This is a genomic window from Streptomyces coffeae (assembly GCF_016741875.1).
GTDB classification, from domain to species: domain Bacteria; phylum Actinomycetota; class Actinomycetes; order Streptomycetales; family Streptomycetaceae; genus Streptomyces; species Streptomyces coffeae.
Genome location: NZ_JAERRF010000002.1, coordinates 93,249 through 107,095 on the forward strand (window position 1 = coordinate 93,249; position 13,847 = coordinate 107,095).

Here is a 13,847-nt window from a genome sequence, read left to right on the forward strand (position 1 = left end):
AATGGACGGTGGGGCGGGTGGGGTCACTCGGTGCCCAGCTCGGCCATCCGGGCCAGCGCGCCGACCCAGAAGCGCTGCCGCTCCGGGGTCTGGCCCACCAGATGGGTGGCGCGCAGCTTCGGCGGCAGATGGCGCAGCAGCCGCGCGACCGCCTCGGCGTGCCGCTTCAGCTGGGACACCTCGGCGTTGGCGAACGCCTGGTGCACCAGATCGGTGTCATTGGTGCCCTCGGCCGAGGTCTCGGACGCGGCGGCCAGCCGGGCTTCCCAGCGGTCCACCTCCCGCGCGATCTCCCGCAGCCCGATGACCCGCTGCTCGGCGCTCTCGGCGAGCCGCGCCTCCAGCCGGGACAGCGGCACCGGCGCGTACTCGCCCTCGCCGAGATAGATCAGCCCCGTCTCCAGCGGCTGTTCGGCCAGATGCAGCTTGATCAGCCGTTCGAGTGTGCGCTTGGTGATCCAGTCCCGGCCCTCGTCGTCGATGTCGTTCTTCCACCAGTCGAGCACCGTCTCGGCCACCTCGCCGTAGGTGGAGATCAGCCACTCATTGGCGGGGATGTCCTCCGGCCGCACCTCGTAACTGACCGTGAAACGGCTGGCCTGTGCCACGTTGTTGCTGCTCACCAGCAGCTTGCGGCCCAGGTGGTACGGAGGGTTCTGAAGCGCCACCTGGGCGCGCAGCCCCGGGATCGGCCGCCCGGCCAGGGACCACTCCTGGGTGATCTCCATCAGTTTGGCGAAGGTGGCCTTGTCCTTGGGCCGGTTGTACTCGTCCCAGACGATCACCTTGGGGTCGGGGCCGGTCAGTGAGCGGCTCAGCAGGGTGTCCAAGGTGCCGTCGGGGGTGGGGACCGGTACGCACAGGTCCTCGACATTGGTGACCGGCAGCGAGAAGTACACCGGGTCGGTGCCGCTCTCCTCGCGGACCACCGTCTTGGTGATCTCCGTCTTGCCGCAGCCGGGCGGCCCCTGGAGCAGTACGGCCCAGTTCTCCCGGACCGCGGTGCGCAGGATCCGGCGCACCGGGTCGGGGATGGAGGCGGGGTTGGGGCGGCCCAGGGCCCCGGCGATGGCGTCGAGCAGCTCGGTGGTGCGGTCCGCTCCCGGTGTGCCATCAGCCTTGCGGTCCCGCAGCCGCAGCCGGGTGCCGCCCACCAGAGGCAGGCCCCAGACGAGCGGGAACTCGGCGCGGGCGCAGTCCAGGATGTGCTGGAGGGTGCGGGGGGACAGCAACGACCGCAGATACGGGGTCAGCCCGGCCCAGACGCGGAACACCTCGGTCAGATCCCAGTCCTCGTAGCGCTCGGCAAGTTTCTCCCGCCAGGCGGTGTCATTGGCCGTGATCCGCAGGGTGACCATCCGGTCCAGCACCGCCAGATCGCTGCGGCGGGCGCTGGTCTCGGTCAGCGACTCGTTGTCCGCGAGGAAGACGCCGACGCAGCCCAGCTTGCGCAGATCGTGCTCGCCCAGCGTCCAGTTGCAGGCGATCTGCATCAACTGCGACTGGATGGTCTCCCCGGCCTGCAAGGAGTCGTCGATCAGCAGCACAAAGGGTTTGCCCGGGTCGAGTTGACGCATGATCAGCTGGGTGAGAACCAGCTCCCCGGTGCGGTCGTCCCTGACCGGCGCGTTCACCAGCAGATCGTCCGGGGTCAGATTGGCCGCCGGGACGAGGATGACATCGGTCCCCGGATGCGCCCGCGGTATGTACGACAGGAACGTCGATGTCTTCCCGATGCCGTGCTCACCGAAGACCTGTCCGGTCTGCCCCATGGCGATCATGGCGCTGATGAACCGCTCGAGACGCGGCCCGCCCTTGGCGGCGCCGGTCCGCCGGGGCGGTTCGGGGTAGGTGGCGGTGGCCCGCCAGCCGTCCCCGGCGCTGTCGCGCCGTGCCGATCCGCGGCCAACGGCCTTGGTCTTTCCGGCACGTGCGGTCGTCGTGCCGGTGGTCTTCGCCGCGGTGGTCTTCGCCCTCGTGCGGGCGGTCCGCTTCGCCGCCGGCTGCCGCTGTTCCGCCTCCGCGTCCCCCGCGGGTGCCGTTGTGTCCACACTGCTCACGGTGGCCTGTTCCCTCATCCCGTTCCGGTTGTTCTGTCTGCGTCCCCGTGCGTACGGCCGCGGGGAGATCTCTCGGTTCAGCTGTCGCCGGTGACCACGCGATGGCATGCCATCGGCGGGTCATGCCGCTCCGGCCAGTCGTCACCACCATCGGTGATCAGCCAGATCCATCGGTCGGGCCGCTCCGGGGTGACCGCGGGGGCGTAGCCGTCGGTGACCATGATCACCGCATCGGCGCTTTCCTCGAACCGCCGTCCGTTGACCGCGAGCCGACCCTCGACGTAGTCCACGACCGCCTGGAAGCTGGTGCCGCCTCCGCCGTGCACCCGCTCCCCGGGAGCGAAGGGCATCACCGTCCCGTCGAAGCTCAGCCAGTGGCTCTCCACCCCTTCGGTCCGGCCCACCAGCGAGGTGATCCAGTCGACCACCTCCTGGGGCATCGACCCCGAGGTGTCCAGGGCCACGACCACCACCTTGGTGCGCTCGGCACCGCGCCGGGACAGCATCGGGTCATGGCCGAGCGCCAGCAGCACCGCCCCCTGCTTCTTCGGATAGATCAGCCGCTCGCCCTCCCGCAGCTTGGAGGCCAGCACATCGTGGAGCCAGCGCCGCCACCACTCCACCCGGCGGGTCCGCTGGGTCTCGCCGCGCAGTGCGCCGAGCCCCATCCGGCCCCACATCCGCTCCAGCCGCTTACCGCCGTCCGCGCTGCGGTCCGCAAGGGTCAACAGCTCCTCGCGGGCGAGCTCTTCACCGCGCAGCGCCCGGCGCATCAGCTCGGCCAGTGTCCGGTCCACCACCGAGGACACCGTCTCCGGGTCCATCGGCACCCCGTTCTGGCCGTCCCCGTCCCCGCCCGCGCCCATGTGGACGCACAGCACCGGTGGCACCGGGGGGTTGCGCATCCGCTTCAGCTCCCCGTAGATCGTCAGATCCGTCACGGTGAAGTCCTCGTAGGACAGCGGCTGAAGATTCTGCTCCCGCAGATCGGTCTGGTACATCCGGTGCACCTCGCGCGGATCGACACCCACCGGCTCCCGCCGGGTGCCCCCCTCGCCGTCCGGCACCGCGCGGGTCGGCAGCTCCGTGCGCCCCAGCCGGATGAGTGCCACATGGTTGATGGCCACTTCCGCCGCCAGATCGAAGACGGGATCGGCACGCAGCTCCTCCTCCACATACAGATGGCGGTGGATCAGATGACGCGCCTCGTGGAACAGCACGAACCGCACCCCGCTCGCCCCGATGGCCACGAAGAACTCGGGGTTGTACAGCAGCAGACAGCTTCCGTCGCCGGTGGCCACCACCGCCGCGGTGTCCACCGCGGCCGTCGGGATCTGGTAGTGGCACTTGGCGAACAGCCATGAGGACACCACGCTGTCCTTGACCCCGAAGTCCAGCAGCGCCGCCTCCTTGAGCCTGCGCCCCTCTTCGGCCACCTCCGGATCGTCCACCTGACAGGCCAGCAGGGCCCGCCGGTCGGCCAGGTCCACGACCGGGCGCACCGGGGCGTGCCGACTCCGTCCCGCCACCTGCGTCACGCCTCGTCCTCCCGCCCCGCTCCGGCACCGACGGGGGCCAGGGCAGCCAGCCCCGCGGTCCGCAGCAACTCCGGTACGGTGCCGGTGAACTCCGGGAGCAGACGCAAGCCCAGCGTCCACGCCTCCGCGCTGCCGTCCAGATGCTGACGGATCAGAGCCTCGAGGTGCTCCCCGCCGCCGTCCTCCTCGCCCCGCTTCTCCGCCTCCCCTACGAGGGCCAGCACACAGTGGGCGGGCTTGGCGGTGTCCACCACCTCGGCACGGGTGAGCAGTTTCCGCCGGATCGCCATCTCCACCCAGGACACCCCGTCGTCAGGTGTGGAGAGGGTGGCCTTCGCCAGCACCCGGGAGGGGTCCTCGCCCTCCACCAGCTTCCGGTAGGCGGTCTGCTCCGAGCGGGACATCCGTCCGACCGCCAGCCGCAACAGCTCCGGGCAGCCGTCGAGTTCGGCCAGTTCCGAGAGGTAGTAGCGGGGCAGCGGGGAGCGCAGATGCTCCGTGAGCAGGGTGTCCCAGTCCCAGTCGAACCCCTCGGCCAGCAGCCAGTCCAGCGTGCGGTCGATGGTCGGGTGGCGCAGCCGTCCGGCCAGCTGTTTGGCCGACCCGGCCTTCCGCGCCAGCTCCCGCAGCCGCTCCCGCGCACCGTCCCGGTCGGGGTCCGCCAGCAGCTCCGCGACCGTGGTGCGCACGGTGGGCTGGAACCAGTTCGGAAGCTGCTCCCCGAGCTGCTCCGGCCCCTGGCGCTCCCACAGTCCGAGCGCGAACCGCCACTGGAGATGCTGCGAGTTCAGCGCGACCTTGCCCAGGACGTGCCCGGTCATCCACGGGTCGCCACTGGCGGTCCAGGGCGCGAACCACACCTTCTGGTCCCGGCGGGTGCTCCGCTCCAGGTCCGCGCGGAACGCCTCGTCGACCGGCAGCCGACCGGTCCGTCCCGGTGTGAACGGTTTACCGGTGACCAGCGCCAATCGCTGCTCCCAGGTCACCGCACGCTGATAGACCAGACCCGCGTTGACCGCCGGATCGTCCAGGGCCGCCAGCGCCGTCACCGCCTCCGCCGACAGATCGCGGCGGCGGGAGAGCAGCACCCGCTCCCGGTGTCCCGGGGCGGCCAGGGCCCGTGCCGGCCATCCGGTCCGCAACCGGCAGAGCACCAGCAGGTCGTACGCGGTGCGGTCGTCCAGATGCGGCAGCAGTCGCCACTGGGTCGCGGTATCGGCGGTGTCGAGCAGCACCAGGAACGCCGCGCGGGCGCCCTTGGGGACCACCGCCTCGGTGAAGGCCGGTCGTTCGGCCGCCTCCGGCCACGCTCCGTCGGCGCCCTCTCCGCGCGCCGCCCTGGCCACGGCGTCGTCCAGCAGCTCGGCCACCGTGCCGCGGAACCGGGCCAGCCGCGCCCGTGCCACGCGCCAGGCGGCCACGTCGTCGCCCAGCTTCTCCGCCACCAGAGCGGTCAGCTTCCCGGTGAACTGGGCGGCCCGCTCGCGGCCTTCATGGGTGGCCGTCATGGGCTGGACCGAGGTCAGCGCCGCCATCGCCGGGCGCAGTGCCAGCAACTCATCGGCGGACACGGTCCGCCCGAGCCCCTCCCGCACCAGCGAAGGGAGCAGCTTCCGGGCCTCCTTGGCGGGCAGCGCGTCCAGCGCGGCGAGCGGCACCGGCCGCCCGAGCTCCGTCAGCAGCGTCGCGGCGTCGGGATGCCCCTCGCACAGCATCGGCAGCGCCTCGGCGGGACAGTCGGTTCTGGCGACCAGCGCGGCCACCACTCCCGGTGCCAGCGGCCGTGTGCGATGTGCGCGCACCAGACCCGACCAGTCCAGCTCGGCGCGCAGTCCCAGTGCTTCGGGCACGCCCTGCGGCGGGCCGCACACCTCGTCCAGCAGCCCTGCCGGTCCCTCGGCCGCTTCCACCGCGGTCCGAAGGGCTTCAACTCCCTCCGGACCGGCCACGGCCGCCCGGCCCAGCGCGATGTCCTCCTCGTCGTGTCCGCCGTCGGGCGCGCCCACGGCGTCCAGCAGCTCTGTGAGCCGGTCCGAACCAGCGTGGACGACGAGGGAGAGCATGCCCCGCAGCCGCTCGCCACGGGTCAGCTCACCGGCCTGCCACAGGGCGTCCAGGGCGTGCGCCACCACATCGGGGAACGGGGAGACCACCGCGGCCCGCAGGGCCAGCCGCCGGTGCTCGGCCGAGGAGCCCCATACCGTCAGCAGCCCGGCCGCCGGGCCCGGTTTGTCGAACCAGAGGCGGTCGGCGGGATCCGCCGCCGCCAGGACGGTACGCAGCTCGGCGAGGGTCCACGAGCCGTCGTGGAACGCCTTGGCCGCCACCAGCGGATGGCCGGACGCCGCGAGCCGCGCGCGCAGCGCCGCATCGGCCGCCGTCGCCTGCTTGTTCCCGGCCAGCCGCTCCAGCCACGGTCCGGCCTCCGCCAGCACCGCGTCCACCAGCGCCGATGGGATCCACTCGGCCGTCCGCACCACCGGCTTCAGCAGATCGGGCGTCCGCTCGAGCAACTCCCGCAGATCCTCCGGACGGCCGCGGTCGAGCAGCGGCCCGAACGCGGGTCGGGGCGGCAATCCGGTCATCTGGCCTGGTCCTCTCGTGGGCGCTCACAGGGCGCGGGGAACCAGGACAGGGCCGACCGGCCGGGGAGCATGACGCTCCCTCGGCAGGTGGCCTGTCGTCCCCCGCAACACCACACACGTTATCGGCGGGGTACGACACCGTGAGGTCCCCCTCCGGAACACCCGTGCGCGCGACGGGGATTGCGGTCAATCGTGTGCTTTGACGCGGGTGAGCGGTCCCCGTACGGTTTCTCCTCCCGCCGCGGTCGTTGGCGCGCTTGGCCAGGAGCAGAAGGTTCTCTCAGGGGGTTGCGCACTGCGATGCGTGCGTTCTCATGAGGTGGCCGCCAGGGTCGGGTAGTCGAGGTAGCCGGTCTCCCCTCCCGTGTACATCGCATACCGGTCCCGCACCGGATTGAGGGGTGCGTCGATGCGCAGCCGTTCGACCAGGTCGGGATTGGCCATGAACGCGCGGCCGAGCGCGATGAGATCCGCTCCGGCGGCCAGCAGCCGTTCGCCCGCGTGACGGCCGCCGTCGGCGGGCAGCGGGCCCCGCCCCAGCGCCGGGTTGGCGATCAGAGCGCCCGGCCAGTCACGCCGGATGTCCCGGTAGAGCGGCTGGCCGGGATCGGCGAACACGATGTGCAGATAGGCCAGGCCGGTGCCGGCCAGCGCCCGGACCAGCGCCGGATAGATCGCGTCGGTGTCGCCCTCCTCGATGCCGTTGACGGTGTTTCCGGGGGAGATGCGCACTCCGGTCCGTTCGGGGCCGATCGCGTCGGCGACGGCCCGGGCCACCTCGACGGTGAAGCGGATACGGCCGGACACCGGACCGCCGTAGCCGTCGGTGCGGTGGTTGGTGTTCTTGGCCAGGAACTGGTGCAGAAGATGGCCGTTGGCCGAGTGCACCTCGACACCCTCGAACCCGGCGTCGATGGCATTGGTGGCCGCGGAGGCGAAGTCGGCCACGGTGGACCGGATGTCGGTGGCGGTCATCTCCCGTGGCAGAACGGCGGGTTGGCGTCCTTGCGGGGTGTGGATGGTCTCCGGGAGCGGGACGGGTGACGGAGCGACGGGCGTCAGGCCGTGGGTGTCGGGGTGGCCGACCCGTCCTCCGTGCTGCAACTGCAAGAACATCCGGCCACCGGCGGCACGGACCGCATCGGTCACCTGCCGCCATCCGGCCACCTGCGCGCCGGTGTGGATCCCGGGGATATGGGGATAGGTCTGCCCCACGGCGTTCGGCGTGGCGGCCTCGGCGATGATCAGCCCCGCCGAGGCGCGCTGTGCGTAGTACGTCGTCATCATGGGCTGCGGTACCCCGTCGGCTCCTGCCCGGTTACGGGTCAGTGGTGCCATCACCAGGCGGTTGGGCAGACGCAGGGGGCCGAGGCGGGAGGGGGCGAAAAGCGGGGACTCCACTGAGGCGTTCGTCATGCCGGTACGGTAGAAGTTGACATCAGTGTCAGATTCAAGTCGTGAGTCGGCGTGCGAGGTGGGACGATGCGCATCGGTGAACTGGCCCGGCGGAGCGGGGTGAGCGAACGTTCGCTGCGCTACTACGAACAACAGGGACTGCTGCGGGCGGAGCGCACCCCAGGCGGCCACCGCGCATACGGCGACTGGGCCGTCGACCGGGTCATCCGTATCCAGGAGCTGCTGGCCGCGGGGCTGAACAGCGCGAAGATCGCCCAGCTGCTGCCCTGTATGCGGGACGGGGACGGCGGCCCGTCCGAGATCGCCACCCAGCGGCTGGTCACCGAACTCATCGGGGAACGGGACCGCATCGACCGCACGATCGGCGATCTCATCCGGTCACGCGATGTCCTGGACGAGGTGATCGCCACGGCGTCGGACTCCCCGGGTCCGGCGGACCGCGGAGGACATGCATGATGGGACGGTGGAACACCTTCCCGTGGACGTGCGCGCCTCGCTCCGGTTCTTCGCCTTCTACCTCGCGAACGGCACCGTCGACGTCGACCTGCTCGACGGTATCGACTACCGGTCGGCCCTCTTCCAGTACGGTTCCGCTCTGGAGCAGGTGTTCGCGATCTACGGCAACGTACTGCGGCTCGACGAGAACGGGCAGGTGCTGAACGACGGAGAGGCGCAGTACCGTGCCGCCCAGTGGATCCGCGCCCACTGCGACCCGGGCTACCGGGTCGAGCCGCCGTTTCAGCCGTGGGAGACCGAACTCCACGGCCCCTGACGGCGTCACGGGCCGGGTCGCAGCCTTCGGCAATACGCTTCAGTCCGCCACCGTCACCTCCCGCCGCTCCCAGGCGACCTGGGCGAGATCGGCCATGACGGAGAGGATGTCCGGACTGTCCGCCGCACCGTCGAGGTGGCGGTATTCGGTGGCCACCGTGATGACCATCCGTTCGGGCAGCCCCAGCCGCGGAAAGGTGTTCTCGGCGATGAGTGTGCGGGCCGCGTCCAGGGCGGGGACTCCGGCCGTATGCAGCTGATGGGCGCGATCACGGAGGTGCTCGAGATAGCGGATATGGCCGCGGACGCCCTCCGGGTCGAGCACCGGACCGTGGCCGGGGACGATGATCTCCGCCCCGGTGGCCAGCACCCGTTCACAGGCGGCGATCACCTGGCTGAGCGGGCCGGCCCAGTGCACCGCGTGGTCGCCGGGGTCATCCGGACCGGAGGCGAAGATGACATCGCCGGTGAACGCCACGCGCTGCTGTGGCAGATAGGCGATCAGATCGCCGGTGGTGTGGGCGGAGGGCAGTGCGTACAGCTGGACCGGCACCTGCCCGATACGCAGATCGAGTTCACCGGTGAACGTCAGCGTGGGCTCGACCACATCGGTGGCGGACCAGTCGAACCGTCCGAAGTGGCGCTGGAGGTACCAGCCGAGCGGTGTCGCCGGATCGCTGCCGTGCACCAGGGCGTGCAACTGCCGTGGCTCCGGCTCCCAGGCGATATGGCCGAGCGCCTCACGGGTGGCCACGACCTCCGGATCCGGCAGCACCTCCGCGCCCCACAGGTGGTCACCGTTGGCATGGGTGACGATCACCCGGTCGATACGGCCGCCGTCGGGCAGCAGGGTCCGGCTGAGCTCCAGGAAGTCCAGGGCCATCCGGCGGTCGTAGGGGGTGTCCACCCAGGCGGCGGTGCCGTCGGGGGAGACGATCAGACCGCAGTTGGCCAGCCCCCATCCGGTGCTCGGTGTGGGGGACCACAGGTGGACTCCGTCGGCGAGGGCGATGAGCGGCGACTGCGAGAGCATGGACGCCAGTATTCCGGGTGCCGCGCCGGACGACGGACACATCGCGCCATCCCGCCATCGCGTCATCGCTCCATCGGGATGGTCATGCCGTCGCGGCCGTCATGCCGTGAGGGGCCGGTCGGCCGGTTCGACCGGCGCCGGGAGGGTCGTGGACCCCGTCAGATAGCGGTCCACGGCCGCCGCGGCCGACCGGCCCTCGGCGATCGCCCAGACGACCAGCGACTGGCCACGGCCCGCGTCCCCGGCCACGAAGACCCCGTCCGCCCCGGCACCGAAGTCCGCATCGCGGGCGATGTTCCCCCGGGCGTCGACCTCCAGCCCGAGCTGATCGAAGAGGCCGTCCCGCTCCGGACCGCGGAACCCCAGCGCGAGCAGCACCAGATCGGCGCGGAGCACCCGCTCGCCACCCGGCTCCGGCCGCCCCTCGCACTCCGCCCCGACCAGCCGTAGCGCCCGGACGCTGCCGTGCGGCCGCGCCGCGTTCGGCGCGGTGCCCTCGAAGCGGACGGTGGTGGCCGAGAACACCCGGGCGTCCACGTCCGCCTCCGGGGCGGCCGCCAGCTCTTCCGCCTCCTCATGCGCCGCGGACAACCGGTAGATCTTGGGGTAGGTGGGCCAGGGCTCGCCCTCGTCCCGCTCCTCGCCCGGCCGGGGGTGGATGTCCAGCTGGGTCACCGAGGCGGCGCCCTGCCGCAGTACGGTGCCCAGACAGTCGGCGCCGGTGTCCCCGCCGCCGACGATCACGACATGCTTGCCCTCGGCGGTGATCGGCGGCCGGAGGTAGTCGCCCTCCTGGACCCGATTGGCCATCGGCAGGAACTCCATCGCCTGATGAATCCCGGCCAGCTCCCGACCGGGCACCGGCAGCTCCCGCCAGGCCCGCGCGCCCACCGCGATCACCAGCGCGTCGTAACGGGACCTGAGTTCGGCGGCGTCCACATCGGTACCCACGCCCACCCCGGTACGGAACTTGGTGCCCTCGGCGCACATCTGCGCCAGCCGCCGGTCCAGGTGGTGCTTCTCCATCTTGAACGCGGGGATGCCGTAGCGCAGCAGACCGCCCGCCCGGTCATCCCGCTCGTACACCGCCACGGTGTGGCCCGCCCGCGTCAGCTGCTGGGCCGCGGCAAGTCCCGCGGGGCCCGAGCCGATCACGGCGACGGTCCGGCCGGTCAGCCGCTCCGGGGGCCGGTGCGGGACGCGGCCGCTCTCCCACGCCCGGTCGGCGATGGCGACCTCGACGTTCTTGATGGTGACCGCGGGCTGGTTGATGGCGAGCACACACGCGCTCTCGCACGGGGCCGGGCACAGCCGCCCGGTGAACTCCGGGAAGTTGTTGGTGGCGTGCAGCCGCTCGATCGCCCGCAGCCAGTCGCCCCGCGAGACCAGGTCGTTCCACTCGGGTATGAGATTGCCCAGCGGACAGCCCTGGTGGCAGAACGGGACACCGCAGTCCATACAGCGATCCGCCTGGGCGCTGATGATCGGCAGCAGTCCGCCGGGCTCGTAGACCTCGTCCCAGTCCCGCACCCGCTCGGGCACGGGGCGGCGCGGCGGAAGGCGGCGCGGTGTGGTGAGAAAACCCTTCGGGTCGGCCATGACGGCCTCCGTTACCCCTGTCATGGTCTGGCCAGGGAGGGCCCGGTCCACCGGGCTCCCGGCGTGGCGGCGACGCACGGCGCCGTCACGCGCTTCTCCCCACTGTACGACCGGTGCCGCACAACAGGGCCGGACCGCCGTCCACGGGCTGACCAGGGTGTTCCGGACCGCCGCCATGACCGGGCAGGGCGGACCGCTACCCGACCGGCAGTCGGGCGCGTACCGCCTCCGCCTGTGCCATCACCCGGTCCACCAGCTCCGCGCAGGACGGCAGATCGTCGATCACCCCCGCCACCTGGCCCGAGGCCATCACCCCGGTGTCGGTCCGCCCGTCCACCATCGACGCCTTCAGCAGCATCGGGGTGGTGGCGGCCAGCAGCACCTGGCTCCAGGTGAGCTCCCGGCCGCGGCGCATGGCCAGCCCGTCGCGCGCCATCCGCGCCCAGCCCATCCCGGACAGCCGCCGGAAGGCGGCGGCGTGGCGCACGGCGCGGACGAGGGCGGCCGCGCGCCCGGAGCGCTCCAGGGCGTCGACGAGCTCGCTGCGGAGCATCCGGTGCGGCAGTCCGTCCACTGCCGTGGTGACGGTGACATCGGTGACCGCGGCGGCCAGATAGCGGGCCTTCACCGCGTCCGGCACCGTGCTGTCGGAGGTCAGCAGGAAGCGGGTGCCCATCGCGATCCCGGCCGCCCCGTAGGCGAGCGCGGCCACCAGACCCCGTCCGTCGTGGAAGCCGCCCGCGGCTACTACCGGGATGTCCACCGCGTCCACGACCTGGGGGAGCAGCACACTGGTGGCCACCTCACCGGTGTGTCCGCCGCCCTCGCCGCCCTGCACCACCACCGCGTCCGCGCCCCAGGCCGCCACCTTCTCCGCGTGCCGCCGCGCGCCGACCGACGGGATGACAACCACGCCCGCGTCCTTCAGCCGGGCGATCAGCTCGCGGGTGGGGGCCAGTGCGAAGGACGCCACCCGTACGCCCTCCTCGATGATGATCCGCACCCGCTCCGCGGCGTCGCCCGCGTCGGCCCGCAGATTGACGCCGAACGGCGCGTCGGTGCGCGAGGCGACCTCCCGTACCGCGGCCCGCAGCCGGTCCGGGGACATGGTGGCGGAGGCGAGGATGCCCAGCGCCCCGGCGTCGGCCACGGCGGACACCAGCCGGGGCCCGGCCACCCACCCCATACCGGTCTGGACGATCGGATGGCGGACGCCGGTGAGCGCGGTGAGCGCGGTGTCCATCAGGACGGCACCTCCCGCTCGCGCAGCCCCTCGGGATCGATGACCTCCCGGATCAGCCGCAGCTCGGTCTCACTCGGCTCACGGGTGCGGGGGACGTCGTCGGCGATGGTCAGCGGGAAGCCGGTGGCCTCCCGTACCTGATCCGCGGTCACCCCCGGGTGCAGGGAGCACACCCGCAGGGTGCGGTCGGGGGTGGCGAAGTCCAGGATGGCGAGATCGGTCACCACGCGCCGCAGGTCGTGGAAGCGGCTCGCCGACGGCCCGGCGGCCTCCGCCCGGTCGTAGCCGACACCGCAGACCATGTCCACGCGTGACACGAACACCCGTCGGGAGTGTCGGGGAACCCAGTAACTCGTTGGGTTGTTCAGGGTGTTGACGGGGGCTCCGCGCACGCCCAGCAACTGTCGCCGGGGCCGCTTCCAGTCGCCGACACACGAGATGTTCTGGTTGCCGTGGCGGTCGAGCTGGCTCGCGCCCATCATCACATGGCGTTTGCCACCGCTGACCAGCGCCAGATGGCGGCGGTACGGCAGCCAGCCCTCCACCACCTCCGGGTCGTCGCCGATGAGCATCGCCTCGCCGTCGGTCAGCAGCAGACCGGGTGCGAAGGTGAGCCTGGCCAGCCGTGCGCCGATCCGGGGCACCACGCCCATCGGCGCGGCCAGGATCTCGCCGTCGCCCCGCCACGCCTCCGCGCACGCCACCACACACGTCTCGGCGCGGCTCACACCCCCGGTCATCGGCCCTCCCTCCCGAAGTCCGCCACCGCGGCCCGGTACGCGTCCTCGTCCCCGGACAGGAACCGCGCGCTGAACTCCCGCCATGCCCCGGGGTCGGCGGCGGCCTTGGCGTACGCGCTCTGGAACGCCTCGTCGCGCCCGTAGTCGGGGGCGCAGGAGGTGAAGTGGGCGCCGTGCGGAGCCTCGATCACACCGGTCACACTGTGCCGGGCGACCAGCAGTGTCTGCGGGCCGCCCGCCGCCCCGAACTCCGCCGTCCCGACGACGCGTTCACAGGAGACATACGCCCGCTCCGCCGCCTCGCAGAACAGGTCGTCGAAGTACGGATCGGGGCCCAGGTACTGGCCGTTGCCCGCGGCGTCCGCGCGGTTGAGGTGCACCAGCGCCACGTCCAGCCGCAGCGCCGGTACCGCCACCAGCTCCTCGCCGTCCTCGTACGGCGAACGGACCGTCCGCAGCGCGGGGTTGACCGTCATCACGTCCGAGCCGAGGCCCGCGCGGACGGGCAGGAACGGCAGCCGGTGCACCGCGGCGGTCAGCCCCCACATGACCATTGCCTCGTCCAGCTCGACCAGTTCGAGGGTGCCGCGCTCGCGCGCCGCCCGGAAGTGCGGCTCCAGGGGGATCGAGTCCAGGGTCGCGAACGCGGTGACCAGCTTGCGGATCTTCCCGGCGGCGGCCAGCAGCCCCACGTCCGGACCGCCGAAGGAGACCACCGTCAGATCGGTGACATCCGTGCGCAGCAGGGCCCGCACCAGTGCCATCGGCTTGCGCCGGGAACCCCAGCCGCCGATACCGACCGTCATGCCGCTCTCGATCCGGCTGACCGCCTCCGCCGCGCCCATCCGCTTGTCCATGCCCG

11 protein-coding genes are annotated in these 13,847 nt (G+C 71.9%); 2 read left to right on the forward strand and 9 right to left on the reverse strand.

The features are described from left to right. Positions 1–23: 23 nt before the first annotated feature. From JK363_RS02810 to JK363_RS02825, 4 genes are all read right to left on the reverse strand, one after another. Entirely contained in the window at positions 24–1,781 is a 1,758-nt protein-coding gene (locus tag JK363_RS02810; RefSeq protein WP_201871642.1) for an ATP-binding protein, read from the reverse strand. A 356-nt stretch (positions 1,782–2,137) separates the two neighbouring features. Next, on the reverse strand, positions 2,138–3,598 hold the full coding sequence (locus JK363_RS02815; RefSeq protein ID WP_201871128.1) for a DUF2201 family putative metallopeptidase: 1,461 nt from the start codon (positions 3,596–3,598) through the stop codon (positions 2,138–2,140). Continuing rightward, on the reverse strand, positions 3,595–6,183 hold the full coding sequence (locus tag JK363_RS02820) for a hypothetical protein (RefSeq protein ID WP_201871130.1): 2,589 nt from the start codon (positions 6,181–6,183) through the stop codon (positions 3,595–3,597). The genes JK363_RS02815 and JK363_RS02820 overlap by 4 nt, the downstream gene beginning before the upstream one ends. 312 nt (positions 6,184–6,495) lie before the next feature. Next, positions 6,496–7,599 carry an alkene reductase gene (locus tag JK363_RS02825; protein WP_201871132.1) on the reverse strand — a complete coding sequence of 368 codons (1,104 nt, stop codon included), beginning with the start codon at positions 7,597–7,599 and terminating at the stop codon, positions 6,496–6,498. A 66-nt stretch (positions 7,600–7,665) separates the two neighbouring features. Between JK363_RS02825 and JK363_RS02830 the strand changes: the two genes are divergently transcribed. Both JK363_RS02830 and JK363_RS02835 read left to right on the forward strand, forming a co-directional pair. Continuing rightward, positions 7,666–8,055 carry a MerR family transcriptional regulator gene (locus tag JK363_RS02830; protein ID WP_201871134.1) on the forward strand — a complete coding sequence of 130 codons (390 nt, stop codon included), beginning with the start codon at positions 7,666–7,668 and terminating at the stop codon, positions 8,053–8,055. Positions 8,056–8,062: 7 nt separating this feature from the next. Further along, a complete protein-coding gene (locus JK363_RS02835; protein ID WP_307821574.1) occupies positions 8,063–8,371 on the forward strand; it encodes a DUF7677 family protein in 309 nt (102 codons plus the stop codon). Between the two features lie 39 nt (positions 8,372–8,410). On the opposite strand, the gene JK363_RS02840 is transcribed toward JK363_RS02835, so the two are convergent. From JK363_RS02840 to JK363_RS02860, 5 genes are all read right to left on the reverse strand, one after another. Continuing rightward, positions 8,411–9,403, reverse strand: coding sequence for an MBL fold metallo-hydrolase (locus JK363_RS02840; protein ID WP_201871138.1), 993 nt, complete (start codon positions 9,401–9,403; stop codon positions 8,411–8,413). A 99-nt stretch (positions 9,404–9,502) separates the two neighbouring features. Beyond that, entirely contained in the window at positions 9,503–11,002 is a 1,500-nt protein-coding gene (locus JK363_RS02845) for a glutamate synthase subunit beta (protein WP_201871140.1), read from the reverse strand. Positions 11,003–11,198: 196 nt separating this feature from the next. After that, positions 11,199–12,245 carry an NAD(P)H-dependent flavin oxidoreductase gene (locus tag JK363_RS02850; protein ID WP_201871145.1) on the reverse strand — a complete coding sequence of 349 codons (1,047 nt, stop codon included), beginning with the start codon at positions 12,243–12,245 and terminating at the stop codon, positions 11,199–11,201. Continuing rightward, positions 12,245–12,985, reverse strand: coding sequence for a CoA-transferase subunit beta (locus JK363_RS02855; protein ID WP_201871146.1), 741 nt, complete (start codon positions 12,983–12,985; stop codon positions 12,245–12,247). Before JK363_RS02855 ends, JK363_RS02850 begins: the two co-directional genes overlap by 1 nt. Then, positions 12,982–13,842: a CoA transferase subunit A gene (locus JK363_RS02860; protein WP_236075521.1), complete on the reverse strand. Its 861-nt coding sequence runs from the start codon at positions 13,840–13,842 to the stop codon at positions 12,982–12,984. The genes JK363_RS02855 and JK363_RS02860 overlap by 4 nt, the downstream gene beginning before the upstream one ends. Between the last annotated feature and the right edge of the window lie 5 nt (positions 13,843–13,847).

Excerpts from the sequence above, each read along its gene's own strand:
- JK363_RS02810 (WP_201871642.1), bottom strand. The coding sequence starts at position 1,781 with ATGATCGCCATGGGGCAGACCGGACAGGTCTTCGGTGAGCACGGCATC.
- JK363_RS02820 (WP_201871130.1), bottom strand. The coding sequence starts at position 6,183 with ATGACCGGATTGCCGCCCCGACCCGCGTTCGGGCCGCTGCTCGACCGC.
- JK363_RS02825 (WP_201871132.1), bottom strand. The coding sequence starts at position 7,599 with ATGACGAACGCCTCAGTGGAGTCCCCGCTTTTCGCCCCCTCCCGCCTC.
- JK363_RS02830 (WP_201871134.1), top strand. The coding sequence starts at position 7,666 with ATGCGCATCGGTGAACTGGCCCGGCGGAGCGGGGTGAGCGAACGTTCG.
- JK363_RS02840 (WP_201871138.1), bottom strand. The coding sequence starts at position 9,403 with ATGCTCTCGCAGTCGCCGCTCATCGCCCTCGCCGACGGAGTCCACCTG.
- JK363_RS02845 (WP_201871140.1), bottom strand. The coding sequence starts at position 11,002 with ATGGCCGACCCGAAGGGTTTTCTCACCACACCGCGCCGCCTTCCGCCG.
- JK363_RS02850 (WP_201871145.1), bottom strand. The coding sequence starts at position 12,245 with ATGGACACCGCGCTCACCGCGCTCACCGGCGTCCGCCATCCGATCGTC.
- JK363_RS02855 (WP_201871146.1), bottom strand. The coding sequence starts at position 12,985 with ATGACCGGGGGTGTGAGCCGCGCCGAGACGTGTGTGGTGGCGTGCGCG.
- JK363_RS02860 (WP_236075521.1), bottom strand. The coding sequence starts at position 13,842 with ATGGACAAGCGGATGGGCGCGGCGGAGGCGGTCAGCCGGATCGAGAGC.